The organism is Streptacidiphilus sp. P02-A3a, from assembly GCF_014084105.1.
GTDB lineage: Bacteria > Actinomycetota > Actinomycetes > Streptomycetales > Streptomycetaceae > Streptacidiphilus.
On the sequence record NZ_CP048289.1, the window covers coordinates 6,752,047 to 6,776,935 of the forward strand.

At 71.2% G+C, this 24,889-nt stretch carries 21 protein-coding genes; 13 read left to right on the forward strand and 8 right to left on the reverse strand.

Going from position 1 to position 24,889, the window contains the following annotated elements; genetic code table 11:
• Window positions 1-94 precede the first annotated feature (94 nt).
• Window positions 95-991 (forward strand): RNA polymerase sigma-70 factor, encoded by an 897-nt coding sequence (locus GXP74_RS28525; RefSeq protein ID WP_182456698.1) that lies wholly within the window; start codon window positions 95-97, stop codon window positions 989-991.
• 22 nt (window positions 992-1,013) lie between these two features.
• Here GXP74_RS28525 and GXP74_RS28530 read toward each other — a convergent pair whose 3' ends face one another.
• Window positions 1,014-2,168: a serine hydrolase domain-containing protein gene (locus GXP74_RS28530; RefSeq protein WP_182454110.1), complete on the reverse strand. Its 1,155-nt coding sequence runs from the start codon at window positions 2,166-2,168 to the stop codon at window positions 1,014-1,016.
• Between the two features lie 122 nt (window positions 2,169-2,290).
• On the opposite strand from GXP74_RS28530, the gene GXP74_RS28535 reads away from it, so the two are divergent.
• Window positions 2,291-2,872 carry a TetR/AcrR family transcriptional regulator gene (locus GXP74_RS28535; protein WP_182454111.1) on the forward strand — a complete coding sequence of 194 codons (582 nt, stop codon included), beginning with the start codon at window positions 2,291-2,293 and terminating at the stop codon, window positions 2,870-2,872.
• Window positions 2,873-2,923: 51 nt separating this feature from the next.
• On the opposite strand, the gene GXP74_RS28540 is transcribed toward GXP74_RS28535, so the two are convergent.
• Entirely contained in the window at window positions 2,924-3,721 is a 798-nt protein-coding gene (locus GXP74_RS28540) for a class I SAM-dependent methyltransferase (protein WP_182454112.1), read from the reverse strand.
• Between the two features lie 393 nt (window positions 3,722-4,114).
• On the opposite strand from GXP74_RS28540, the gene GXP74_RS28545 reads away from it, so the two are divergent.
• Entirely contained in the window at window positions 4,115-4,609 is a 495-nt protein-coding gene (locus tag GXP74_RS28545; RefSeq protein ID WP_182454113.1) for a MarR family winged helix-turn-helix transcriptional regulator, read from the forward strand.
• Window positions 4,610-4,646: 37 nt separating this feature from the next.
• Here GXP74_RS28545 and GXP74_RS28550 read toward each other — a convergent pair whose 3' ends face one another.
• The gene (locus GXP74_RS28550; protein ID WP_182454114.1) at window positions 4,647-5,297 is read right to left on the reverse strand and encodes a nitroreductase family protein; all 651 of its coding nucleotides are present in this window, start codon (window positions 5,295-5,297) and stop codon (window positions 4,647-4,649) included.
• 337 nt (window positions 5,298-5,634) lie between these two features.
• Here GXP74_RS28550 and GXP74_RS28555 point away from each other — a divergent pair, with 337 nt between their 5' ends.
• A complete protein-coding gene (locus tag GXP74_RS28555) occupies window positions 5,635-6,693 on the forward strand; it encodes a GDSL-type esterase/lipase family protein (RefSeq protein ID WP_182454115.1) in 1,059 nt (352 codons plus the stop codon).
• A gap of 134 nt (window positions 6,694-6,827) precedes the next feature.
• Here the strand turns inward: GXP74_RS28555 and GXP74_RS28560 are convergent, their stop codons facing one another.
• Window positions 6,828-7,550 (reverse strand): dienelactone hydrolase family protein, encoded by a 723-nt coding sequence (locus tag GXP74_RS28560; RefSeq protein ID WP_182454116.1) that lies wholly within the window; start codon window positions 7,548-7,550, stop codon window positions 6,828-6,830.
• A gap of 405 nt (window positions 7,551-7,955) precedes the next feature.
• Here GXP74_RS28560 and GXP74_RS28565 point away from each other — a divergent pair, with 405 nt between their 5' ends.
• Window positions 7,956-8,714, forward strand: a complete 759-nt coding sequence (locus tag GXP74_RS28565) for a S9 family peptidase (RefSeq protein ID WP_182454117.1) — start codon at window positions 7,956-7,958, stop codon at window positions 8,712-8,714.
• 166 nt (window positions 8,715-8,880) lie between these two features.
• Here the strand turns inward: GXP74_RS28565 and GXP74_RS28570 are convergent, their stop codons facing one another.
• The gene (locus GXP74_RS28570; RefSeq protein WP_182454118.1) at window positions 8,881-9,663 is read right to left on the reverse strand and encodes a siderophore-interacting protein; all 783 of its coding nucleotides are present in this window, start codon (window positions 9,661-9,663) and stop codon (window positions 8,881-8,883) included.
• 121 nt (window positions 9,664-9,784) lie between these two features.
• On the opposite strand from GXP74_RS28570, the gene GXP74_RS28575 reads away from it, so the two are divergent.
• The 4 genes from GXP74_RS28575 to GXP74_RS28590 are packed head-to-tail and all read left to right on the forward strand — an operon-like array spanning window position 9,785 to window position 13,821.
• Window positions 9,785-10,828 carry an ABC transporter substrate-binding protein gene (locus GXP74_RS28575; RefSeq protein WP_182454119.1) on the forward strand — a complete coding sequence of 348 codons (1,044 nt, stop codon included), beginning with the start codon at window positions 9,785-9,787 and terminating at the stop codon, window positions 10,826-10,828.
• A 40-nt stretch (window positions 10,829-10,868) separates the two neighbouring features.
• Window positions 10,869-11,930 carry an iron ABC transporter permease gene (locus GXP74_RS28580; protein ID WP_182454120.1) on the forward strand — a complete coding sequence of 354 codons (1,062 nt, stop codon included), beginning with the start codon at window positions 10,869-10,871 and terminating at the stop codon, window positions 11,928-11,930.
• Complete coding sequence (locus GXP74_RS28585) at window positions 11,927-13,006, forward strand: iron chelate uptake ABC transporter family permease subunit (RefSeq protein WP_182454121.1); 1,080 nt, start codon at window positions 11,927-11,929, stop codon at window positions 13,004-13,006. The genes GXP74_RS28580 and GXP74_RS28585 overlap by 4 nt, the downstream gene beginning before the upstream one ends.
• A complete protein-coding gene (locus GXP74_RS28590) occupies window positions 13,003-13,821 on the forward strand; it encodes an ABC transporter ATP-binding protein (RefSeq protein WP_182454122.1) in 819 nt (272 codons plus the stop codon). Before GXP74_RS28585 ends, GXP74_RS28590 begins: the two co-directional genes overlap by 4 nt.
• A gap of 372 nt (window positions 13,822-14,193) precedes the next feature.
• On the opposite strand, the gene GXP74_RS28595 is transcribed toward GXP74_RS28590, so the two are convergent.
• On the reverse strand, window positions 14,194-14,514 hold the full coding sequence (locus tag GXP74_RS28595; RefSeq protein ID WP_182454123.1) for a hypothetical protein: 321 nt from the start codon (window positions 14,512-14,514) through the stop codon (window positions 14,194-14,196).
• Window positions 14,515-15,556: 1,042 nt separating this feature from the next.
• Here GXP74_RS28595 and GXP74_RS41940 point away from each other — a divergent pair.
• Entirely contained in the window at window positions 15,557-20,908 is a 5,352-nt protein-coding gene (locus GXP74_RS41940; RefSeq protein ID WP_182454124.1) for an RHS repeat-associated core domain-containing protein, read from the forward strand.
• 70 nt (window positions 20,909-20,978) lie between these two features.
• Complete coding sequence (locus GXP74_RS28605) at window positions 20,979-21,602, forward strand: ferredoxin (protein WP_182454125.1); 624 nt, start codon at window positions 20,979-20,981, stop codon at window positions 21,600-21,602.
• A gap of 72 nt (window positions 21,603-21,674) precedes the next feature.
• Here GXP74_RS28605 and GXP74_RS28610 read toward each other — a convergent pair whose 3' ends face one another.
• Complete coding sequence (locus tag GXP74_RS28610) at window positions 21,675-22,532, reverse strand: NAD(P)H-binding protein (protein ID WP_182454126.1); 858 nt, start codon at window positions 22,530-22,532, stop codon at window positions 21,675-21,677.
• Between the two features lie 86 nt (window positions 22,533-22,618).
• On the opposite strand from GXP74_RS28610, the gene GXP74_RS28615 reads away from it, so the two are divergent.
• The gene (locus GXP74_RS28615) at window positions 22,619-23,326 is read left to right on the forward strand and encodes a TetR/AcrR family transcriptional regulator (protein ID WP_182454127.1); all 708 of its coding nucleotides are present in this window, start codon (window positions 22,619-22,621) and stop codon (window positions 23,324-23,326) included.
• A 140-nt stretch (window positions 23,327-23,466) separates the two neighbouring features.
• Window positions 23,467-23,823 carry a PRC-barrel domain-containing protein gene (locus GXP74_RS28620; RefSeq protein ID WP_182454128.1) on the forward strand — a complete coding sequence of 119 codons (357 nt, stop codon included), beginning with the start codon at window positions 23,467-23,469 and terminating at the stop codon, window positions 23,821-23,823.
• Window positions 23,824-23,896: 73 nt separating this feature from the next.
• Here the strand turns inward: GXP74_RS28620 and GXP74_RS28625 are convergent, their stop codons facing one another.
• A complete protein-coding gene (locus GXP74_RS28625) occupies window positions 23,897-24,769 on the reverse strand; it encodes an alpha/beta fold hydrolase (protein ID WP_182454129.1) in 873 nt (290 codons plus the stop codon).
• Window positions 24,770-24,889 lie beyond the last annotated feature (120 nt).

The following is a 24,889-nucleotide window of genomic DNA, read 5'->3' on the forward strand; positions in this document are numbered from 1 at the left end:
GGGGGATCGTGCTGTGGACGCACACCTGAACACCGCCGGGGACCAGGGTCTTCCGCGGCCCCGGGAGGGCCGGGAGGGCCGGGAGGGCCGGGACATCAGCGAGCACCCCGCCGACGAGGCGACCGAGAGCTTCGTCACCCACCGCAACCTGCTCTTCACCGTCGCCTACGAGATGCTCGGATCGGCGGCCGACGCCGAGGACGTGCTCCAGGAGACCTGGCTGCGCTGGGTCACGGTCGATCTGGAGCAGGTCCGCGACCCGCGCGCCTACCTGGTCCGGATCACCACCCGCGAGGCACTCAACCGGCTGCGCAGCATGAAGCGCCGGAAGGAGGCGTACGTCGGCCCCTGGCTGCCCGAGCCGATGCTCACCGCGCCGGACGTGGCCGAGGACGTGGAGCTCGCCGAGAGCGTCTCCATGGCGATGATGCTTGTCCTCGAAACCCTGTCGCCGACCGAGCGCGCCGTCTTCGTCCTGCGCGAGGCCTTCGGTGTCGACTACGACGAGATCGCGGCCGCCATCGACAAGAGCCTGGTGGCCGTCCGCCAGATCGCGCACCGGGCCCGTCGGCACGTCGAGGCCCGCCGCCCGCGCCAGGTGGCCTCCGCCCGGGAGACCCGGGCGGCCGTGGAGTCGTTGCGGCGGGCACTCGAAACCGGGGACCTCCAGGGGCTGCTGCGGGTGCTCGCCCCCGAGGTCGTCTACATGGGCGACGGCGGCGGACTCAAGTACGCCGCCCCGCGGCCGATCGTCGGCGCCGACAAGGTGGCCCGCCTGATCATCGGCGGAACCAGCAGGACCGCGCACACGATCGCCCTCGGCCCCACCGTGGTCAACGGCAACCCGGCCCTCCTGGTCCACCTGGACGGGGAGTTGGACGGCATCATGGCGATCCGGGTCGAGGACGCCCGCATCACCGGCCTGTACTTCGTCCGCAACCCGGAGAAGCTGTCCCACATCGAATCCGAGGTGCCGCTCACCAGGCAGTGAACCCCTCGCCCGCCCGGCGGCGTCACCGTGTCGCGGCGGCTCCGTAGAGGGCGCGGATCAGGCGGTCGTTCTCCGGACCGGCGGCGGCGGGGAAGGGGGTCCGCCGCCGGGTGTAGCCGTAGGCGATGCCGTTGCGCGGGTCGGCGAAGGCCTGCTGGCCCCCCGCGCCGCTGTGGCCGAACGAGCCCTGGCCGAGCTGCGGGTAGTACTCGGCGGTGGCGTGGAACCCGACGGTGAACGCCTTCCGCGCACCGAGGACCAGGTCGTGGCCGATGGACTGGATCTGCCCGACCACCGCGAGCGTCTCCGGCTTGAGCAGCGGAGCCGCGCCGTCCACCGAACCCGTCGCGACCGCGTACATCCGGGCCAGTCCGCGGGCCGAGGCCACCCCACCGAACGAGGCCGTCCCCGAGGCGCGGACCACCTGGAAGTTCGGCAGCTCCCACACCCCCGGGTTCTGCGGATGGTTGCGGTTGAAGGCGATGCCGGACAGGCTGTTCGGACCGCTCGCGGACGCCGCCGCCGCGGCCAGCCGCTCGGGAGTCGCCAGCATCGGCTGGGCACTGAGGAACCGCGACTCCTGCTCGCGCGGCAGTCCGAGGTGGAAATCGACCCCGTGGGCGTCGCGCACCCGCTCGGCGAACAACTCCTGGACGCCGCGGCCGGTGGCGCGCCGCACCACCTCGCCGCTGAGCGCGCCCATCACCAGCGCGTGGTAGCCGAACGCGGTACCCGGCCGCCAGTACGGCCGTTGCGCGCCGAGGCGCTCGGCCACGTTCCGGTCGTCGGCGAGCTCCTCGATCGTGAACCCGGTGTCCGCGCCGACCAGGCCGGCCCGGTGCGCCAGCAGTTCGCGCAGCAGCACGTCCCCCTTGCCCTCCACCGCGAACTGCGGCCAGTAGTGGCTGACCTTCTGCTCCAGGTCCAGCACGCCTTCCTGGACCAGTGACGCGACGACGAGGTGCGCGGCGCCCTTGGACGCGGAGTACGCGCCGAATAGCGAGTCCGCGGTGGTCCCCGGGCCCGTCCACAGGTCGACGACCCGTTCCCCGTGCCGGTAGGCCACCAGCTGCGCGGCGTGGTCGCCGCCCTCCCCGGCCGCGACCGCGGCGAACTCCGCACGGACCGGCTCGAACCCGTCGGCCACTGTGCCCCGCACCACGTTCTCGTCCTTCATCGCTTCCTCCCGGCTCCGGCATCATTAGCTACCAATGGTTACTTATTTTTCCCCGCCGGTCCAGCCCTGGACGGAACCTTCGTCAAGGACCCCGGCGGCGGCGGTCTCGTATAGTCCTGGCCATGGCCGATGCCCCGACAACCCGATCACGCCGGGGACGCCCCGCGCAGATCAGCCGCGAGCTGATCGTCGACGCCGCCATCAGTACCGGGAACCTCGACACCCTGACCATGCGCGAGCTCGCCGCCCGGCTGGGGGTCACCCACGCCGCGCTCTACCGCTGGGTGAAAAACCGCGACCAGCTGTTCGACCTCGTCAACGAGGTCATGGTCGAACGCGTCCTGCCCGCCGAGGGCCCGTCGGACCGCGACTGGCGGCCCTGGCTCGCGCACCTCGGCTGGGGCATGCACGACCGCTTCCTGGCCCTACCCGGCTACGCCACCCGCATCTCGCGGCCGCACCGCCACACCACCGGGACCTTCGGGCGCCTCCGCGCCAGCGTCATCAGCGCGTTCACCGACGCCGGGGTCTCCCCCCACCTCGCCGAACAGAGCTGGTACATCTTCATCACGTCCATCGTGAGCTGGCTCGCCGTCCAGGAGCACCCGCTCGACCTGGGCGACAGCACCCCCCGCTTCGAACTGTTCCTCGACACGCTGCTGCGCGGCCTGCCCGCGCAGGAACCCGGCGCCGGGCGGGACTAGGGCCGGTCCCCACGACCCCACGGGTGCTCGACCGTCGAGCGCGACCGCGGCCTAGTCGGCCTGGAGAACGAAGAACAGGAAGGACAGGAAGCGCGGCTTGGCCGCGATCACCTCGGGGAAGAGCTCGCGGGCGGCCGGGTCGGGCTCCGGTTCGCTGATGACCGCTATCCGGAAGCCCGCCGAGGTGAACGCCTCGATCATCGCGTGCAGCGGCCTGTGCCAGAAGCTCACCGGGGTGCTCTGGTCGCCGAAGGTCCACTCCTCGATCCAGTTGGTGGTGTCGAAGTACTTGTACTCCGCCGCCCGACCGGCCTCGCGGTGCATGAGGTGGATGGCGAAGGGATGGTCGACGGACGCGATCAGCCGACCGCCGGGCTTCAGTACCCGCCGCAGCTCGGCCAGCGCCGGTCCCCAGTCCTCCAGGTAGTGCAGCACCAGGGCCGCGACGACATCGTCGAACGTGTCGTCAGGGTAGGGAAGCGGACTGCCCAGGTCGGCCACCCGCAGGTCGGCGCCGTCGCCGAGCCGCCGCCGGGCCAGCTCCACCATCCCGGCGCTCGCGTCGAAACCGCTCACCACGGCGCCGCGGTCGCGCAGCCCCGCGAACAGCGGCCCGGAGCCGCACCCGGCGTCGAGGATCCGGCGGCCCGCCACCTCCCCGGCGAGGGCCAGCATCGCGGGCCGCTGGTAGTAGCCGTTGATGAGGTTGTCCTCGTTCTCGGCCGTGTACGCCTCGGCGAAGCTGTCGTAGGCGTTGACCTTCGGCGGATCCACAGTCACCGCGGCCGATGAGGTGGGCCCGGTGGAGCTCGCGTGCTCGTGCTGCCCGTGCTGCTCGTCAGAAGTCATGGAGCGGGAGACGCGTGCCGTACGGGTACGGTTCCTGGCCCCACCAGCAACAGTTGAGGTTCCGGGCCGAACGGTGCCGTCCCCGAGCGGTGGCCGTGGCCCCGGGCCGAGGGGATCCTCAGCCACCCGCCAGGGCGGCTTCGCGACGATGCGCCTCCAGGTCCCGGCGGAATCGGCGCCTGGCCAGCTGCCGTCGGAGCGGCCCGATCCCGTCGGGCGCCGATCCGCCGGCTCGGTCGGCGTGGGCACAGGATACGGACCCGCCGCGCCGCCCGGTCAGCCGCCCGGTCCACCTGCGGGCGGCGGAGGCGATAGGCTTGCAAGAGATCTACCCGGAAACATTCTTGGCACCTCCTGTTCCGTGACCGGGACGAGCCGCCCGAGGGAACCCAGATGAGCAACCCGCCGAAGACCCGCCGCGCTTCGCCGAGCCGGGCCGTGGACGACGGCCGACGCCGGCGGTACTTCGCGAAACTGGCCCTGGACCGGCCGGACGTCGGCCTCTGCCGGGCGACCACGGTGGTGGCCCGCGCCATCGACGCGGAGCTGACCGGCTACGACGTCTCGGCGGCCCAGCACCTGGTACTCAAGATGCTCGACGATGTCGGCCCGTGCTCGCAGCAGGAGCTGAGCGAGCAGTTGCGCATCGACCGCAGCGTGATGGTCGGCTGCATCGACGGGCTGGAGGACTCGGGCCTGGTCCGCCGCGAACGGCATCCCAAGGACCGCCGGGCCAATGTCATCATTCCCACGCCGGAGGGGCTCGACGCCCTGGCCGAGGTCGAGAGCGGGGTGCCGGGCTTCCTGGACCGCGCCTTCCAGGCGCTGACCCCGGCGGAGCGCAGGACCCTGGCCCGGCTGATGGTCAAGATCCTCGACGTGGCGTGAGCGGCGGCGCTCCCGGCCGCGAAGGTCCGCGGGCGGGCTACCAGCGGTCCCAGTGCGCCACCTCGTCGGCCGCGACCCGCGGCCCGGGCCGGAAGTCCGTCCCGATGCTGTGGGCCACCGGGATCAGCGCGGTCTGGACGACCGTGTCGTAGGGGATGCCGAGCAGTCGCGCGGCCTCACGCTCGTACTGGAGGTGGGGGGTGGTCCAGACGGTGCCCAGCCCGCGCGAGCGCGCCGCGAGCATGAACTGCCAGACCGCGGGGAAGATCGAGCCGTAGATGTTGGCCCGGCGCACCGGCCAGTCCAACTCCCGCCGGTCGCCCACCCGCACGCACGGCACCAGCAGCACCGGAACCTCGTGCAGGTGCTCGAACAGGTGCTGCGCGCCGTCGGCGATCCTGCCCCATCCCTGGGCGCTGCCCCGGTTGACGAGTTCGCCCCCCGACGCGGCCTCACGCGGGCTGGTCAGACCCGCCCGGTACAGGTCGGCCAGCGCCGCGCGCCGGTGCGGGTCGGTCACGAACACGAAGTCCCAGTGCTGCCGGTTGCGGCCGGTGGGCGCCTGGGTGGCGATGGCGAGGCATTCCTTGATGACCTCGCGGTCCACCGGGCGCGTCAGGTCCAGGCGCTTGCGGACGGCACGGGTCGTGGTGAGCAGTTCGTCGACTGACAGGTCGAGTGGAGGCATGACGCTCGGGCACCTTTCGCCGGGTTGAGTGCGGTGGTGACGCCAACTCGGCCCGAGGGATCCGCATTTGTGTCCGGATCACCTGGTTCTTCCGCGGCTCCTGGCCCGCCGACCAGAACGAACTGCCCTGCGCGGAAGGAGAGCTGACGTTTCCATCGGCAAGCATACAGTTGGAAGCAAGATAGTTTCACTGCTACGTTTATGTGCCGGTAGCCGAGACGCAGACCATGTCTGCCGCAGGGAACGGTGGGACGATGACGGAACAGCGAGCACGGGCCTCCGGGCCCGCCTCAGGGACGAGCACCCGCGACTTCCTCGCGGTCGTTGGCGAGCCCGCGTGAACGGGCGGCCCGCGGTGGCGCCGGGCGCGGGACCGGTGCGCTGGCTCGCCCCCCAGGACCCGGGGCTGTCCTGGGACGGGACCCTGGAGCTGGAGCGGGTCGCGGACGGTTGGCTGCCCCGGCGGTTCCCGGGACGGCGAGTGGCCACCACCTCATCCGAGGGGTTCGCGAACCTGGCCGCGATGGCCGCCGGTGTCAGGTTCGCGGTGCGCACCGACGCCGAGGAGTTGCTCCTGCGGCTGAACGCGGCCCCCGGCGGCGCGCCGCTGGACGTCCGGGTCGACGGAGCACCGGCGCACCGGGCCACGCTCGCGGGCGAGTGCGAGCTCGTGGTCCCGCTCGCGCCGCCCGGCACCCGGCCCGTCCGGCCCGCGCCCCGCCATGTCGAGGTGTGGCTGCCGCACCTGGGCCACACCCGGGTGCGGGGGGTCGGGTTCCGCGGGCACCGCACCCTGGCACCCGCCGACCGCACCGGACCACGCTGGGTGACCTACGGAAGCTCGATCACCCACAGCATGTTCGCCTCGGGCCCCTCGGAGACCTGGACCGCGCTGGTCGCCGCCGGGAACGGCTGGCGGCTGCACAACCTCGGCTTCGCCGGGGAGGCCCACCTGGACCCGGTGGTCGCCCGGACCATCCGGGCGCTGCCCGCCGACCTGGTCTCGCTGGAGCTGGGGATCAACGTCTACCTGCGTGAGAGCTTCTCCGCCCGCAGTTGGATCCCGGCCGTGTGCGGCTTCATCGAGACCATCCGCGAGGGCCACCCGGACCTGCCGCTCGCCGTCATCACGCCACTGTCCTCGCCCACCCGCGAGCACGCCCCCAACCGGGTCGGCCTCACCCTGGCCCAGGTCCGCGAGCACACCGCGGCCGCCGTGCGGATACTGGACCGGCTCGGCGACAAGCACCTGCACATCCTGGACGGGCTGTCGCTGGTCCCCACCGACGAGGCCGCCGACCTGCTCGCCGACGGCCTGCACCCCACCCCCGAGGGCGAACACGTCCTGGCCGAAAGGATCGCCCCCGCCCTCCGCTCCCTCCTCCCGCCGCCATGACCCGAACCCGCAGCGCGGCCGACCGGGGCCGCCCCGATCGGGTGGTACCGGGGGTGCTGGTACCGGCGCGATCGGGGCGGTGGGGTGGCTGGTGAGTGGTGCCTACCGGCGGTTGCCGGGCGGGCGGGCGGGCCTCACTTCAGGTGGCGGCCGAAGAAGCGGTCCCCGTCCTCCTTCTCGAACCACGGGGTGCCGGTATGGCCGCCCAGGTTGGCGTGCAGCGTCTTCTGCTCGGAGCCGAAGGCGTCGAACAGGTCCAGGGCCCGCTGCCGGGGGTTCCCCTCGTCGTCCCACTGCAACAGGAACAGCAGCGGGACGGTGACCTGCCGGGCCTCCTCGCGCTGGGCCACCGGCACGTAGCCACCGGCGAAGAACCCGGCGGCCGCGATGCGCGGCTCGGCCACCGCCAGCCGAATACCGACGGCGGTCCACCCCGAGTACCCGACCGGGCCGTCGATCCCGGGCAGCGCGAGGAGGGCGTCCAGGGCGGTCCGCCATTCCGGGACCGCGTTCTCGACCAGCGGGCCGATGAAGGACTCGAAGATCTCGTCGACCGGCTCGCCGGCCTGCATCGCCCGGCGGAGGTCGGCGCGGGCCTGCTCGGCGGCGGCGGAACGGGGCCGCCCACCGCACCCGGCGGCGTCGATGCTGGCCACCGCGTAGCCCTGCGCCGCGGAGTGCCGGGCCCGGGCCACCAGCCGGGGTTCCCCCTTGGGCAGGCCGTTGTTGTGGGCCATCAGGATCAGCGGGACCGGCGTGGTGGATTCGGGCGTCCACAGCGTGCCGGGGATCTCGCCGAGGGTGAATTCGCGTTCGAGGACGCCGTCGTCGAGACGCCGCTCGGAAATGAACTGCATGGTCGTGCCTTTCGGGAGTGCTCGTGAACGGCGCTCCCGGACGACCTATCGCCCGACCGTGGCCACAGAGGGGAGCACCCATGTCGATACTGCGTTCACGGGTACCACCTCCTCGTTCTCTCACACGGCCTCCAGAAAACTAGCAGGAGTCGCCGTGGTCCGCCAACAGGTTTCCGCGCGGGCCCCGCGGCCGCGCCGGTCGGCCACTTCCGTTCAGGCTCCGCTCCGGCGGCGGCCACCTGGTTCCACGCCCGACACGACACAATGTCGTTCACGGCACGGCGGTGGCGCCGTGCCCCGGGGAGGGACGTCCAGGCACGCCCGGAAGCGGTACGCGCCGCTGGGGGCGATCGGCGCTGCCCTCCCCTGCCCCCACGGACCGTCCCACAGCGAGGCGAGCACAGCATGGCTGAAGAAGTGAGATTCAAGAGCGTCGTCGGCCCGGAACTGGCCGGCTCGATCGACCTGCCGGAAGGGGAGATCCGGGGCTGGGGAATCTTCGTCCACGGATTCACCCTCGGCAGGAACTCACCCGCCGCCTCGCGCGTCAGCAAGCAGCTGGCACGTGAGGGAATCGGCATGCTGCGCTACGACAACCTCGGCATCGGGGACTCCGACGGCGACTGGGGCGACGGCTCCTTCACCGTCAAGGCCCAGGACACCGCCCGCGCGGCGGCGCTGATGGCGGAGCGGGGGACCCCGGCGGACCTGCTGGTGGGGCACTCCTGGGGCGGCGCCGCCGCCATCGCCGCGGCGGCCGGGGCAACCGGCGTCCGCGCGGTCGCCACGATCGGCGCGCCCTCCGACCCCAGCCACGTCGAGCACCAGTACGACGCGGTCGTCGACCGGGTCCTCAGCGAGGGCTCGCACGAGTGGTTCGTCGGAGGGCGGACCCTGGTCCTCAAGCGTGCCTTCGTCGACGACGTCCGCCAGGCCCACCTACGTGACCGCATAAGGGAGTTGAACCTGCCGCTGCTCGTCATGCACTCACCCACCGACGACACCGTCGACATCGCCAACGCCGGGGAGATCTTCCGCGAGGCACGGCACCCGCGGAGCTTCGTCTCGCTCGAAGGAGCCGACCACCTGCTGACCGCCCGCGGACAGGCGCAGCGCGCCGCCCGCATCATCAGCGCCTGGGCCGACCAGTACATCCACGGCTGACGGCGTCGAGGTCCCCGGCGCCAGCCACTCCGTCCACGCCTCCCAGCCCGCCGCGACCGCCGACCTCATCAAGCGGGCCGCCCCCGGCTGACCGACACCACACGTACCGGGCAGGTCCTCGACCTCGCCCGGTACGGTGCGGTGCGGGGCCGGGCGCAGACGCGGGTCACCCGCCCTGGTGGCCGCGCCGCCAGTAGCCCATGAACGTGATGTCGGGGCGCTGGAAGCCGTGTTCGGCCAGCAGTTCCCGGCGCAGTGCGCGGATCTCGGCGGCCTCCCCCGCGATCCAGGCGTACCCGGCGCCCGGCTCCAGCCCTTCCGCCCAGCCCCGCGGCAGCAACTCCGCCCCCTCGCCGCCGTGTCGCCAGGTCAGCCGCAACCGCGCCCGGGTGGCGAGGTGCTGCCGCTCGGCCGGGTCCGGCACCGTGACCACGGCCCGGACCGGGAAGTCCTCCGGCAGTTCGGCCAGGACACAGGCGATGGCGGGCAGCGCGGTCTGGTCGCCCCAGAGCAGGACCCACTCGGCTCGCGGCGGCAGCGCGAACTCGACCCCGCCCGCGCCCGGCCGGGCCGGGCCGAAGACACCGAGCCGGTCGCCGGGGCGGGCCTCGGCGACCCAGGCCGAGGCGATACCGGGCCGGTGCAGGGCCACGTCCACGTCGATCTCGCGGGCCTCCGGCCGCTGCGCCCGCACGGTGTAGGTGCGCAGCACCGGGCGCTGCTCGTCCGGCAGTTGACGCCAGGCCTGGTACCAGCCGTCGGGGGTGCGGTCGGGCAGGACCGCCGCCGTCCGCCCCGGGCACGGGAGCAGGAACTTGATCCGCTGGTCGAGACCGCCGTTGACGAAACCGGCCAGGTCCGATCCGCCCAGAGTCAGCCGCAGCATCCCTGGGGTGAGCCGTCGGGTGCGCAGGACTTCGGTGTCGAACAGGCGGAAAGGCGAGGTCATCGGGCCCCCATGGGTAGACGAGGTGACTTATAATTAGGTTAGGCTAACCTAAGTTTCGGATCAGGGGCCGTCCGGCCGCGATCCCGGATCACCCCCGTTGCGTCCTCCCCCGGAGTTGCCCATGCCGCCCCACGCCAGCCGCCGTTCCGTCCTGTTCGGCGGCGCCGGACTCGTCGCCTCCCTCGGCCTCGCGGCCTGCTCCAGCGGATCCGGCGGGTCCGGCAGCGGCGCCAAGTCGGCCGCCGGCGGCGGCAGTTCCACCCAGGCGGGGGCCGCGTCCGGCTTCCCGGTCCCGGTGCCGCACAAGTACGGCACCACGGTCGTCCGCAAGGCCCCGGTCCGGATCGTCAGCGACGGCTACACCGACCACGACGCGGCGCTCGCCCTCGGCGTGGTCCCGCTCGGGCTGCGCCAGTGGATCCCGCAGTGGAAGCAGGGCGTCGGCCCGTGGGCGGTGAGCAGGCTCCAGGGGCAGCAGCCGAAGATCTGGGCGGACACCGGCGTGCCCTTCGAGAAGATCGCGGCGCTCGCCCCCGACCTGGTGCTGGAGATCGGCAGCGGACTGACCCAGGGCGACTACACCAAGCTCTCCCAGATCGCGCCCACCATCGCCCAGGCCAAGGGATACGTCGACTACGGAACCCCCTGGGACGTCGGCTCGCTGATGGTCGGTGAGGCACTTGGCCGCAAGGCCGAGATGCAGTCACTGATCGACGGCGTCAACGCGAGGTTCGCCGCCGCCCGCCGCGCGCACCCCGGCCTCGCCGGAAAGACCGTCAACGTCATGGGCTACAGCGGCGCGGGCAGCTACTACGTCTACTCCAGCGAGGACACCCGGGGCCGGTTCTACGGCAGCCTCGGCTGCCGGACCCCCGCTGCGGTGGACAAGGCGGCCGGCAACCAGTTCTACGCCCAGATCAGCCAGGAGCAGGCCGACCTGCTGGAGGCCGACCTGCTGGTGGTGCTGGGCGACCAGGACTCCGGCAGCCGCAAGGTCTTCGACAAGGACCAGGTGCTGCAACGGCTCGACGCGGTCAAGCAGGGCCGCTTCCTCTTCCTGGACGACCTCGACGTCACCATGGCGCTGTCCGCCTCGACCGTGCTGAGCCTGCCGTACGCCATCGACAAGGTGGTGCCGCAGTCGACCGCGGCACTCAAGGTCTGAGCCGGTGGCGCACCAGGCCGGTCCACCCGGCGGAAGCACGGTGGCCGCGACCACCGCGACCCAGGCGCCACCCGGCGCCGCCCGACCGGCCGCGACCGGCCGCAGCCGCGTCCCGGTGCGCGCCGCCGGGCTGCTCGCCGCCCTGCTGCTGCTGGGACTGGCGGTCCTGCTCAGCATCGCGGTCGGCTCCCGCTCCATACCGCCGGGCACCGTGATCCACGAACTCCTCCACTACGACGGGTCCGACGACGGCGTCGTCATCCGTGACCTGCGCGTCCCGCGCACCGCGCTCGGCCTGGCCGTCGGTGCGTCGCTGGGACTCGCCGGCACGCTGATGCAGTCCCTCACCCGCAACCCGCTGGCCGATCCGGGCCTGCTCGGCGTGAACGCCGGGGCCTCCGCCGCCGTGGTCGCCGCCATCTCCGTGCTCGGGCTCGGCTCGTCCGCGGTGGACGTCTGGTTCGCCCTCGCCGGAGCGGCCGTCGCCGCGGTACTGGTGTACCTGCTCGGCTCGCGCGGACGGGCCGCGGCCACCCCCGTCCGGATGGCCCTGGCCGGGGCCACCGTCAGCGCCGTGCTCGGCGCACTGGTCTCGGCGATGGTGCTGAGCGACCCGGAGGCCTTCGACGACTACCGCTTCTGGTCGGTCGGCGCCCTCGCCGGACGCCCGATCCAGGTGCTCTGGCAGACCGGCGGCTTCATGCTGGCGGGCGCGGTGCTGGCGCTGGCGCTGGCCCGGCCGCTGAACGCGCTCGCGCTCGGCGACGACGCCGGACGCGCCCTGGGCGCGCGCCGCGGCCGCACCCATGTGCTGACCATCCTCGCGATCACCCTGCTCTGCGGCGCGGCCACCGCCGCCGCCGGGCCGATCGGCTTCGTCGGCCTGGCGGTGCCGCACCTGGCCCGCTGGTTCACCGGCCCGGACCTGCGCTGGGTCCTGCCGTACTCGATGGTGCTGGCCCCGGTCATGCTGCTGCTGGCCGACGTGGTGGGCCGGGTGATCGCGCCGCCCGGCGAGATCGAGGCGGGGATCGTGACCGCCTTCGTCGGCGCACCCTTCTTCGTGCTGCTGGCCCGGCGCCGCAAGCTGGTTCAGCTGTGAGCGCCTCGGCCGGGGCACGGCCCCGGACCACCGGGCGGCGCCCGCGCCGACGGCTGCTGGTCGGCGGCGGACCGGTCTCGCTCCGGCTCGACCTGCGCGGCCTGCTGGTCTGCGCGGTGCTCGCGCTGCTGCTGCTCGCGGTCTGCGCGGTCACGCTCAGCACCGGCGACTTCCCCGTCCCGCTGACCGAGGTGCTGCGGGTGCTCACCGGCCGGGGCGGCAGCGCCGCCGACCGGTTCGTCATCGAGGGCCTGCGGCTACCCCGGCTGCTGACCGCGCTCCTGGTCGGCGCGGCACTGGGGACCAGCGGCGCGCTCTTCCAGAGCCTCTCCCGCAACCCGCTGGGCAGCCCGGACATCGTCGGTTTCGACACCGGCGCGGCCACCGGCGCGCTGGTGGTGATCCTGCTGCTGCACGGGACCGCCTGGCAGACCGCCGCCGGTGCGGTCGTCGGCGGCCTGGCCACCGCCCTGGCGGTGTACCTGCTGGCGTTGCGGCGCGGCTCACAGGGCTACCGACTGATCCTGGTCGGCCTCGGCGTCGCGGCCCTGCTCTCCTCGGCCAACTCCTACCTGATCACCCGAGCCGGTATCAACGACGCGCAGACGGCGGCGGTGTGGATGATCGGCAGCGTCAACGGGCGCGGCTGGGAGTACGTGCGGCCGCTGTCGCTGGCGCTGCTCGTGCTGCTCCCCGCCGCGGTCCGGGTCTCCCGGGGGCTGCGCACCCTGGAACTGGGCGAGGAGCTGAGCCGGGGGCTCGGCCTGCGGGTCGGGGCGGTACAGGTGAGCGCGGTCCTGGTCGGTGTCGGCCTGTCCGCCGCGGCCACCGCCGCGGCCGGGCCGATCGGCTTCGTGGCCCTGGCCGCGCCGCAGATCGCCCGGCGGCTGACCGGGCTGTCCGAACCGGGGCCCCTCCCCGCGGCGCTGACCGGCGCCGCGCTGCTGTCCGCGAGCGATCTGGCGGCGCAGCGGCTCCTCAACGGCGAACTTCCGGTGGGCGTGGTCACAGCCGCCGTGGGCGGACTCTACTTGGCCTGGCTGCTCAGCCAGGAACGGCGAAAGGGACGCGGATGAGCAGGCTGTGCGCGGAGGATCTGACTCTCGGGTACGACCGCACCACCATCATCGACGGGCTCGACGTCCGGATCCCGGACGGGTCCTTCACCGTCATCGTCGGTGCCAACGGCTGCGGCAAGTCCACGCTGCTCCGGGCCCTGGCCCGGGTGCTCCGGCCCACGCGGGGCAGCGTGCTGCTGGACGGGCAGGCGATCCGCTCGATGCCGCCCAAGGAGGTGGCCCGCCGCCTCGGGCTGCTGCCACAGGGGCCGGTCGCCCCGGCCGGGATCACCGTCGCCGACCTGGTCGGCCGGGGCCGCTTCCCGCACCAGGGGCTGCTGCGGCAGTGGTCCGCCGCCGACGAGGAGGCCGTGCACGGCGCCATGGCCGCCACCGGCGTCGGCGAGCTCGCCGACAGCTACCTGGACGAGCTGTCCGGCGGTCAACGCCAACGGGTCTGGCTGGCGATGGCCCTCGCCCAGCAGACCGGCATCCTGCTGCTGGACGAGCCGACGACCTTCCTGGACATCGCGCACCAGGTCGAGGTGCTCGACCTGTGCGCGCGGCTGCACGCCGACGGCCGCACCCTGGTCGCCGTCCTGCACGACCTCAACCAGGCCTGCCGATACGCCGACCACCTGATCGCCATGCTCGGCGGCGCGGTGGTCGCCGAGGGGGCCCCGGCCGCGATCGTCACCGAGGAACTGGTCCAGGAGGTGTTCGGGCTCGCCTGCCGGATCATCGAGGACCCGGAGACCGGCACCCCGCTGATCGTGCCGCGGTCGGGCCGCCGGGTCGCCTCCGGCGCCGCCGTCGGCCAACGCCACGGTTGACGGGCTGCCGACCACCCCGCACGGCCCCGGCCGCCCTACCGGAAGCCGAGTTCGGACAGCAGGTCACAACGGGTGTACGACCTCCGCAGCGACCACAATGATCATTGTGATGGCTATCACAACTGGCTTCGCCCTCGCATGACAGGCAATGTCCGTTCCGCTGAAGGGATCTTTACCGTGCTCTTGCCTTCCGGGTCTGTTCGGTATGGGAATCTCACCTGGCTTCACCGGCTGTTCAGGGTCGGTTCCGTGCTGGACGGGCTTGCTGGCGGGCCTGCTGACGAGGAGTTACATGATGGTTCGGGGTGGGGAAGGTCGGTTGCGGTTCGGGCCGCGCGCGGCAGCGGCCACGGGGGAGGTGGGCGTGTCGGATTATGAGAGAGCGTCGGTTGTGGGCCGGTCGGGTGGGTGGCGTGGTCGCGGTGTGTCCGGGACGGGGTGGGTGGCCGCTGCTGTGGTCGGGGTGATGGTGGCCACGCTCGGGGCGGCCGCGCCGGTGCGGGCGGCTGTGCGGCGGGTGGGTGCGCCGGCGGTGGCGGCGACGGCGTCGGTGAAGGGTGTGGTGGCGGTTGCGCCGCGTCCGGTGAGGGCTGTGGTTTCGGCGCCGGGGTACCGGGCGACGGCCACGCACGTGCCGTCGGCGGGCAGTTCGACGGTGCGGCTGACCACCACCGCCACCACCACCGCTGCCACCGCTGCTGCTGCCAGTGCTGGTGCTGGTGGTGGGGATGGTCTGGTGCGTTTGACTGCGGTGGTGCCTCGGGGTGGTGTGTATCGGGGGCCGGGTTCGGTCAGGGTGACGGTGGCCGGTAGTGGGGTGGCGGCGAGGGCGGGGGTCAATGGTGTCCTGTTCTCGTTGGACTCCGGTGCTGGTGCCACCGGTGGTGCGGCTGGGGGTGGTCGGGCGCGGGTCGCGTTGGATTATTCGTCGTTCGCGCAGGCGTATGGGGGTGGTTTCGGTGGTCGGTTGCAGTTGGTGGAGCTTCCCGCGTGTGCGTTGACGACTCCGCAGTTGGCGGTGTGTCGTACGCGGACGCCGTTGGGTTCGGTCAACCACGCCACGCAGGAGTCGTTGACCGCGACTGTCACCCTGCCCGGCGCCACGCGGACTGCTGCTGCCTCCACGGTGTTGGCGGCTCCGGTTGTGGTGTTGGCTGCGGTGTCGGGGGCGAGTGCGGGTGATGGTGGTGGTCCTGCTGGGACGTATGGGACGACGAGTTTGAAGGCGTCGGATTCGTGGTCGGCGGGGGGTTCGACCGGTGGGTTCCAGTACAGCTATGCGGTGACTGTTCCTCCGGCTGGTTCGTCGTTGTCTCCGAAGTTGTCGTTGAGTTATGACTCGGGTGAGGTGGACGGTCAGACGTCGGCGTCGCAGGCGCAGGCTGATTGGACGGGTGAGGGTTGGACGTTGCCGCAGTCGTTCATCGAGGAGACGTTCACGTCTTGTTCGGACAGTCCTGAGGGGAGTGCGTCGCCGACGTCGACGGGTGACGAGTGTTATGCGGGGCCGGTGTTGACGTTGTCGTTGAACGGTTCCAGTACCGCGTTGGTGTGGGATGCCGGTGCGAAGGTGTGGAAGACGGCGGATGACGACGGCAATGTGGTGGCGCATGTCACGGGTGCGGGTAACGGTGATGGTACGTATGACAGTGACTACTACACGGTCACCGATCGTGAGGGCACGGTCTACTCGTTCGGGTTGAACCATCTGCCGGGTTGGACCTCGGGTAAGCCCGTGACGGACTCGGTCGATACCGAGCCGGTGTACTCGGCGCACTCGGGTGATCCGTGCTACAGCTCGGCGGGTTTCACCTCCTCGGTGTGCACGATGGGTTACCGCTACAACCTGGACTACGTCAAGGACGTCCATGGCAACGCCATGGCGTACTACTACGACCAGAGCAGCAACTTCTACGGGCAGGACAACGGCGCCAAGAACACGTCCTATGTGCGTGACTCGCACCTGGACCACGTGGACTACGGCTTCACTGACGGCAACGCCTTCGGCACCGTCGCCGACAAGGTGGTGTTCGCGACCGGGGACCGGTGCATGGGCGGCGCCAGTGCCTGCGACCCGTTGAACTCCACCACCAAGGCGAACTGGCCCGACGTGCCCTTCGATGTGGCCTGCGCCTCGGGGGCGACGTGCTCGGCGCACTCGCCCTCGTTCTACTCCACGGTGCGCCTGGCGTCGATCACCACCGAGCAGTGGGACACCGCGACGTCGGCGTACAACACGGTGGACACCTACACGCTGACCCACACCATGCCGACCGACGGCGACGGCGGTGCGACCTTGTGGCTGGCCTCGATCTCGCACCGGGGCTCCGACTCGCGGGCCACCGGTTCGGGGACGGCGATCACCGTGCCCTCGGTCTCGTTCGGCGCGGTGGACCTGCCGAACCGGGTGGACACGGTCACCGACGGCCTGCCGCCGCTGTACCGGTTCCGGATCAACTCGGTGACCACCGAGTCGGGTTCGGTGATCGGCGTGGACTACACGCTGACCAGCGCGTGCACCGCACCGGTGACCATCAGCCCGGCCACGGACACCTCCTCGTGCTACCCGGTGTACTGGACCCCGCAGGGCTACAGCGCACCGTTCCTGGACTGGTTCAACAAGTACGCGGTGCAGGAGGTCACCCAGTCCGACCCGACCGGCGGCGCGCCGGTCAAGGCCACCTCCTACCAGTACGCGAGCCCGGCCTGGCACTACGACGACAACGAGGTCGTGCAGGCCAAGTACCGCACCTACGGGCAGTGGCGCGGCTACGCGGATGTCAAGACGTTCACCGGTGACGGGGTCAACGACCCGCGCACCGAGTCCGAGGCGCACTACTACCAGGGCATGTCGGACGACAACGACAGCACCACCGTCAACCTCACCGACTCCCAAGGCGGTACCCACCCCGACCTGGACCAGTTGGCGGGGCAGGCCTTGGAGTCGACGAGTTACCTGGGTGAGGGTGGTCCGGTGGACCAGTCGACGATCACCTCGTACTGGGTCTCGGCGGCTACCGCCAGCCGTAGCCGGGCCGGCTTGCCGGCGTTGACGGCGAACCTGGTGGAGCCGGTCGAGTCCTGGAGCCGGACCGCGTTGACCGACGGCGGCGCCACCAGTTGGCGCGTCAACGAGACCGACAGCAGCTACGACGCGTCCCCCAGCGACGCGGACTTCGGCCTGCAGACGGCCAGTTACACCCATACCGTTCCGGCCCAGAGTGCCTACGACCGGTGCACCACCACCAGCTACGCGCCCGTCAACACCGGTGAGAACCTGGTGGGCCTGGTGTCGGGTGCCGAGAGCGACGCGGTGGCCTGCGGCGGCTTCACCCAAGGCGGCGTCAGCAGTGTCCCGGGTTCGGTCAACACCCTGACCGCCCCGACCACGGTGTCGCGTCCGGGGCAGGTCGTCTCGGCGACCCGCAGCTTCTACGACGACCCGGCCGACGCGGCCAAGCCCGCCAACTGGCCCGCCCTGGCGTTCCCGCAGGCCACCGCCCCGACCAAGGGCGAGGTCTCGATCGTGCAGAAGGCGAACGGCTACAGCGGTGGCGCGTTCAGCTGGACCACCACCTCCGCGCAGGTCTTCGATACGGCCGGGCGCGGCACCGACGCCTACGATCCGGTCGGCTCGGACACCCACACCGCCTACACCACCGACGCGGTCGGCCTGGTCACCGGGACCAAGACCACCAACGCGCTGGGGCAGAGCACCTCGGTCACCATCGACCCGGCCCGCAGCCTGACCCTGACGTCCACCGATCCCAACGGGATCGTGACCACCACCCAGTACGACACACTGGGCCGCGCCACCTCGGTGTGGAGCAACTCACGGCCCACGAGCAGTCCCGCGAACGCGCTCTACAGCTACCAGCTGTCCAACACCGCGGTCACCGCGGTCACCACCGAGACAATGAACGACGAGGCCGGGTACGTGGTCTCGACCGCCCTCTACGACGCGCTGCTGCGGATCCGGCAGACCCAGACCTCCACCCCGCAGGGCGGCCGGATGGTCAGCGACACCTTCTACGACACCCGCGGCTGGAAGTCCGCGGTCTACAACGGCTGGTGGGACTCGGCCACCGGCCCCAACACCACCCTGGTCTCGGCGGCGAACCTCAAGGACGAGGTCCCCAACCAGGACTACTACACCTACGACGGCCTGGGCCGGGTGGTGGTCGACTCCTCGGACAAGGACAACACGGTGGTCTCCACCACCACCACCGTCTACAACGGCGACCGCACCACCGTCATCCCCACCACCGCCCCCATCCCCGCCAGCGGCGTCATCCCCACCGGCGGCGGCACCATCACCTCCACCGCCACCGACCCGCTCGGACGCACCACCGAACTCGACTCCTACACCAGCACCCCGACCCTGAACACCCCCGCCGACACCTTCACCGGCACCTGGTCGGTGACCGGCGGCACCAGCCAGGCCATCACCTACGGCTACGACAGCCACGACAACCAGAACACCACCACCACCGGCGGATCCACCTGGACCGACACCTACAACCTCCTCGGCCAGATCACCGCCAAGTCCGACCCCGACGCCGGCAACTCCACCATGACCTACGACGCCGCGGGAAACCTCACCCAGAGCACCGACGCCCTGGGCAACACGGTCACCACCACCTACGACGCCCTCGGCCGTAAAACCGCCCAGTACGCCGCCACCGCCACCACCCAAAAACCCGGCACCGAAGTCGCCTCCTGGATCTACGACAACAGCAACGCCGTCGCCGGGGTAACCGACGCCATCGGACAACTCACCACCGCCACCGCCTACAACGGCACGAACGCCTACACCACCCAGTCCCTGGGCTTCAACGCCTTCGGCGAGTCCACCGGCGAGACCATCACCATCCCCACCGCCGAAGGCGCCCTCGCCGGCAGCTACACCTTCCAAAACGCCTACACCACCAACACCGGCCTCCTGGACGCGGCCCGCTCACCCGCGGCCGGCGGACTACCCCTGGAAACCGTCAGCAGCACCTACACCAGCGCCCTGGACCTCCCCAACGGCCTGGCCGGAGCCAACCCCTACACCCAGAACACCACCTACAACGCCTACGGCCAAGTCAACCAGGAAACCATCGGCTCCATCGGCAGCCAGGCCTACCTGACCGACACCTTCGACCCCCACACCGGCACCCTCAACGACGAACTGATCACCCGCGAGAGCGCCACCCCCACCGACATCGACGACGAGTCCTACACCTACGACACCGGCGGGAACATCACCTCCCAGACCAGCACCCGCCTCGGCTCCACCACCAACAGCGAAACCCAGTGCTACCAATACGACACCCTGCGCCGCCTGACCCAGGCCTGGACCGCCACCGACTCCTGCGCCGCCACCCCCACCACCGCCAACTCCACCACCGTCGGCGACACCATCACCGCCGGCGCCTACTGGACCAGCTGGACCTTCGACGTCCTGGGCAACCGCCAAACCGAGACCGACCACTCCACCACCGGCGGCACCGACACCACCACCACCTACACCTACAACAACAACGGCACCAACCAACCCAGCACGCTGACCTCCACCACCGGCGCCACCACCGGCCCGACCAGCTACAACTACGACGCCGACGGCAACATGACCACCCGCACCACCCCCACCACCGGAACCCAGAACCTGGTCTGGTCCCCCGACGGACAACTCACCAACATCAACGGCGGCACCACCGGCAACAGCAGCTTCGTCTACGACGCCACCGGCACCCTCCTACTGGAGAAAGACCCCGGCACCACCACCCTCTACCTCCCCGGCGAACAACTCACCCTCACCGGCACCACCGTCACCGGCACCCGCTACTACACCCTCCCCGGCGGCGGCACCACCACCCGCACCGCAGCCGGAAACAACTACCAATTCGAATTCAGCGACCAACACGGAACCAACGGCCTCGCCCTCGACTCCACCGCCCAAAACCCCACCTGGCGCCAATTCACCCCCTACGGCGCCAACCGAGGCACCACCGTCACCTGGACCGACAACCGCGGCTTCCTCAACGCCCCCACCGACACCAACACCGGCCTCACCATCATCGGCGCCCGCCAATACGACCCCACCACCGCCCGATTCATCAGCCTCGACCCCCTCTTCGAAGCCACTAGCCTCCAACAACTCAACGGCTACAGCTACGCCGAAAACGACCCCATCAACCAAGCCGACCCCACCGGGACCATGGTCATGATCATGGCCGGGGGCGTAGTCGGATCGGCAGCCGCGGTCGAGGCCTACTACGCCCGGCAAGCAGCCGCTGAATCGGCCGCCCAAAGGGAGGCGATCCGCCAGCAGATCGCCGAGGACAACTACTACTACAACTACTACCTCCCAGCCTACGACCAGTGGCAGCGGGAGATGAACCAGTGGACGGCCTACAACGCCAAAACCCACTGCTCCGGCGGCGGTAAATTCACCACCTGCCAGTCCCAGGCCCAGATCGACAAGAACAACGCCGCCCTGCACAACCTCGAATCCACCGTGGCGGACGACTCCAGCACCCTGGGCGACGCGGCTGGAAACGCACTCGGCATGCTCGCCGGAGGCGGCGGCACCCTGGGAGGCGGCGCGCTGGCAGCCACCGGCGTCGGCGAATGCGCGGTAGGCGTCCTCTGCCTAGCGGGCGCCCCCTCCCTCGCCGGAGGACTCGCCATCGCCACCCCCAGCGCAGGCCTCATGGTCAAGTCCGCTGTCGGGTTCGGCAACGACCTCAACACCCTGATGAACGAGTCGTCCGGGTCGGACGGCAAGCGCCCGACGGTCAGTCAGTTGACGCAGCAGGAACGTGAAGCAGCCATCAAGGTGGCGAGTGACCACGACACCACACTCGGCCAGCTGGGAAGGGGCGGTGATCCGCAGGTCTGGGACAACCAGGACGGTAGTGCGGCCCTGGCCAACCCGGAGAATCTGGCGAAAGTCCGGTCCGCCTTCAGCTATTCGGACATCACCACGTTCCGGACCTACTTCAACGCGGTGAACGACGCATCCATCGAGCGTGGCGTCAACGTGAACCCCAGTGCGATCCAGCGGGTAGCCCTTCTTGATTACTACCTCTCCAACTGGTAGGGCTGACGTCCGTCTGTGACGTCGAGTGGGCGCCTGCCATCCATACTCTCCGTGTGGTGGCAGGCGCCCCTTGTGCCGCCAGTTCAACGAATCTCAGCCTGAAGGTGAAAACACTCGCATGAACGGTCAGAATCCGGTGCACGTTCCCTACTGGAGCCCGCTCGCGACGGCACGGAGCATCGTCGCCGACTGGGGCAGTTCAGGTGACCTCTCCGTGGACACGGATGCCAAATGGGCCGAGAAGAACTGGCTCAACGTTCCCGGTCCTTTCTATACCGGGGAGACGGACACCGGAATGAACGGCCCCGTCCACGCGCCTCGGATGATCCTCTGCGGTGAGGACGGAATGGAATTCGTCTACCGGCATCCCCGTTCCCCGGATGACGTCAGGACCCTGCTCGAAGCCGCCTGGGGCGAGCCCATGGGGGGTTACGCCTGGGACGGGGACGAGCGCTGGACCCCTGACTCCGTCCGGAGCTGGTGGGCGGACCGCTCACGGCTGCGCACCTGGATCGCAGATGAGATCTCGCGATGCTCCGAGAGCCGCTTCCCGCACGACCAGGCGACACTGCCCGCTCTGCGCGAGTTCTCACAGAGCCTGGACGGCCGTCTCCCGCAGTACCTGCGCGGCTACATCTTCTGGTTGACCGAGGGGCGGGAGCCGGCTCCGTCGGAGCTGCTTCCCCCGCTCTGACGGCCTCTCGGCGCTCGGACGCGACCCGCTCAGGGTCGGTCGTCCGGGCGGACCGGGGGCCCGGGTAGTCGCTCAGTGGGTGGCGGGCTGGGCGAGCAGGTCGCGCGCTGTGCGCGGTTCACGGCCCAGGAGCTTGCCCAGGAGCGGGTCGACCCCGGCGAAACGGCCCTGCTCCGCCGCCTGGTAGAAGCCGAGCAGGAAGCGCGCCATCTGCTCCCGCGCGCCTCGGGCGATCTGGGCCGCGATCCACTCCTCCTCGTCCACGGCCACGCACGTGATGGTGCGGCCGGTGAGCTGCGAGGCGATGACGGCGAGGTCGTCGAACGTCGGCGCGGCGCCCGCGGTGAGCGTCGTCGGGCCGTCGTAGGCGCCGTTGGAGGCGAGGATGACGGCGGCGGCTTCGGCGGCGTCCTCACGGGCGGTCCACGACACCGGACCGGCGGCCGGCACCGCGATGACGCCCGTCTCGCGCCACGGTCCCATCAGCCAGTTGAGGCTGTGCGCGTAGAAGCCGTTGCGCAGTGACGTCCAGGCGACACCGGAGTCGGCCAGCAGCTGCTCGGTGGCGGCGTGGTGACGTGCGGGGCGGAAGGGGCTGTCGAGTCCGGCGCCCTGGTGGCTGGTGTAGAGGATCCGGCCGACCCCGGCGGTGACGGCGGCGTCGATCGCGGTGCGGTGCAGGGCCACGGCGTCGGCGGCCGGGTCGTTCGAGGAGACCAGCAGCAACTGGTCCGCGCCCTCGAAGGCGCCCGGCAGCGAGGCCGGGTCGGCGTAGTCGCCGTGGCGCACCGCCACGCCGCGCTCCGCGAACCGCTGGGCCCTGCTGACGTCGCGAACGGCGACGGCGATGTCCTCGGCGGGGACGCGCTCAAGGAGGTGATCGACGGTGGCGCCGTTGAGTGCGCCGGTGGCTCCGGTGATGACCAGCATGTTCGACTCCAGGTGTTATCGATGATTCGCCCTATGCGTTACCACCGTAACATCGACGATACCAAGCATGCGATATCGTTGGAAACGTGAATGATCCCGCTCCGCAGTCCTCACGCGACACCGTGCGTTCACGGCTGGTCGAAGTCGCCGCCCACCTCCTCGCCACCGAGGGGCCGGAAGCGGTGACCACACGCTCGGTCGCGCTCGCCGCCGGGGTCCAGGCGCCCACGATCTACCGCCTCTTCGGCGACAAGAACGGACTGCTGGACGCGGTGGCCGTGCACGGCTTCACGAGCTACGTGGCGCGGAAGCGCCCCGTCGACGCCGATGACGACCCGGTGGCGGGGCTGCGCGCCGGGTGGGATCTGCACGTCGGCTTCGGCCTCGCCAACCCGGCCCTGTTCCGGCTCATGCACACGGCGACTCGAACGCCCGACCAGCGGTCCGCCGCCGAGTCCGGCCTACGGGTGCTGCGGCAGCGGGTGCTGCGCGTCGCCAGCGCCGGACGCCTGCGGGTGGCCGAGCACCGGGCCGTCGAGCTCATCCACGCGGCAGGTACGGGCGTCGTGTTCGCCCTCATCGACCAGCCCGACGACGGACGCGACGAATCCCTGGCCGACCTGGCCTGGGAGGCGGTGTCCGCGACCATCCTGACCGACGCGCCCACCGGCACACCCCCCGGCCCGATCGCCGCGGCCGTCACCCTGCGGGCCGCGCTACCCGACCTCGCGACGTTCACCCCGCACGAGAGCGCGCTGTTCGGCGACTGGCTGGAGCGGGTCGCCAACCCCTGACCCGCCGCCTGGTCCGGACCGCCTGGCATTGGAATGGAACAGCGGCGGGCGGCGGTACGGGTACCGGCGGGCAGGGAACGCTGGCCAGGACACCGCCCACGGCTGCCGCGGAGTGGCGGGGCCGCGTGAAAGGAATCGGAATGATCGAGTCAGCGGATATCCGCGAGTGGCGCACCCACGACGTCGTCGACCCCGGCGGTCACCGGATCGGCTCGCTGGAGGCGGTGTACGTGGACACCACCAGCGACGAGCCGGCCATGGTCACCGTCCAGGTCGGCCTGCCCACCCGGCACCGCCTGGTCTTCGTCCCCCTGGACGGTGCGGTCGTGGGGCCCGGCTACGTCAAGGTCGCCTACGACAAGGCGCTGGTGAAGGACTGCCCCGCGATCGGCACAGACGACGTGCTGCCCGCCGAGGACGAGGAGGCGGTGTTCCGGCACTACGACCTGAGCTACCAGCCCGGTGCGGCCGGTGAGCGGCAGCTCGCCCGCCGCTGAGCACCCGGCGCGGACCCGAGGGGTCCGCCCGCGGGCGGCCGGGCCCCGATCGAGAGATCAGAATCACGGCGTGTCAGTCCGCCCGGACGGCGTGGACCGTGGTGAAGGCCAGCAGCGGGGCGGCGGTCCGCGGGGGGTCCTCGCGTATCGGCGTGTGCCCGAGACCGGGCAGCAGCTCGACCCTCGCGCCCGGAACGGCGCGGTAGTCGGCGGCGGACGAGGAGCGCCACCTGCGGTCGTCCTCGCCGAAGAGCACCAGGAGCGGCTTGCCGAGGGGCGCCAGCCGGTCCGGGAGCGCCCGCCGCTCCAGGTGGTCGCGGGCGGCCTGCATCGTGCTGACGAGCGTGTGCAGGGTCATCCGGCGCACCTCGTCCAGGAGCTCCGGCGGGATCTGGTAGCCCACGCGGCTGAAGGCGGTGCTCGCGAACCCGCGGATCTGCTCGTCGGTCGGCGGCCACTGCGAGAGTCCGGCGGCCGGGGACGGCGGTGCGATGAAGGCGTCCAGGCTGGGTCCGGTGTTGATCAGCGCGAGCGCGGTCACCAGGTCGGGCCGCTGTTCGGCGAGGGCGACGGCGACCACGCCGCCGCTGGAGTGACCGACGACCACGGCGTGCTCGACGCCGAGTCGGCCCAGCGCCAGGCCGACCCGGCGTGCCTGGTCGGGGATCGCGTAGCTGCGGTCGGTCGGCTTGGCCGACCGGCCGTGCCCGAGGAGGTCGATCCGGATGACCCGGTGGGATCCGGTGAGCAGCGGAACCATCGGGTCCCAGGTGCGGGTCGAGGACGCGGACCCGTGGATGAGCAGGAGAGCGGGGGCGTCGCGAGGGCCGTCCTGGCACACGTGGATGTCGCCGTCCTCCAGTGACAGGGTCGTACTCCCGGTGGTCTCGCTCCCGGTGGTCTCGGCTTCGCCGTGCACGTGCGGTCCGTCTTCGGAATCAGTCATGCGCCCACTGTCGCCGCTGGAACCCGCCGCCGTATTGGACAAATGTTCCCCGGTCCCGGCTCGCGCGGCGCGGCGCGGGGCTCACGGCAGCGCGCGGCTGCTCGGTCGGCGGTGCCCGGT

Bases quoted from the DNA above. Each gene is read 5' to 3' on its own strand.
- GXP74_RS28625 (WP_182454129.1), bottom strand. From the start codon at position 24,769: ATGACTGATTCCGAAGACGGACCGCACGTGCACGGCGAAGCCGAGACC.
- GXP74_RS28565 (WP_182454117.1), top strand. From the start codon at position 7,956: ATGGCTGAAGAAGTGAGATTCAAGAGCGTCGTCGGCCCGGAACTGGCC.
- GXP74_RS28540 (WP_182454112.1), bottom strand. From the start codon at position 3,721: ATGACTTCTGACGAGCAGCACGGGCAGCACGAGCACGCGAGCTCCACC.
- GXP74_RS28535 (WP_182454111.1), top strand. From the start codon at position 2,291: ATGGCCGATGCCCCGACAACCCGATCACGCCGGGGACGCCCCGCGCAG.
- GXP74_RS28545 (WP_182454113.1), top strand. From the start codon at position 4,115: ATGAGCAACCCGCCGAAGACCCGCCGCGCTTCGCCGAGCCGGGCCGTG.
- GXP74_RS28610 (WP_182454126.1), bottom strand. From the start codon at position 22,532: ATGCTGGTCATCACCGGAGCCACCGGCGCACTCAACGGCGCCACCGTC.
- GXP74_RS28590 (WP_182454122.1), top strand. From the start codon at position 13,003: ATGAGCAGGCTGTGCGCGGAGGATCTGACTCTCGGGTACGACCGCACC.
- GXP74_RS28560 (WP_182454116.1), bottom strand. From the start codon at position 7,550: ATGCAGTTCATTTCCGAGCGGCGTCTCGACGACGGCGTCCTCGAACGC.
- GXP74_RS28530 (WP_182454110.1), bottom strand. From the start codon at position 2,168: ATGAAGGACGAGAACGTGGTGCGGGGCACAGTGGCCGACGGGTTCGAG.
- GXP74_RS28550 (WP_182454114.1), bottom strand. From the start codon at position 5,297: ATGCCTCCACTCGACCTGTCAGTCGACGAACTGCTCACCACGACCCGT.
- GXP74_RS28570 (WP_182454118.1), bottom strand. From the start codon at position 9,663: ATGACCTCGCCTTTCCGCCTGTTCGACACCGAAGTCCTGCGCACCCGA.
- GXP74_RS28575 (WP_182454119.1), top strand. From the start codon at position 9,785: ATGCCGCCCCACGCCAGCCGCCGTTCCGTCCTGTTCGGCGGCGCCGGA.
- GXP74_RS28620 (WP_182454128.1), top strand. From the start codon at position 23,467: ATGATCGAGTCAGCGGATATCCGCGAGTGGCGCACCCACGACGTCGTC.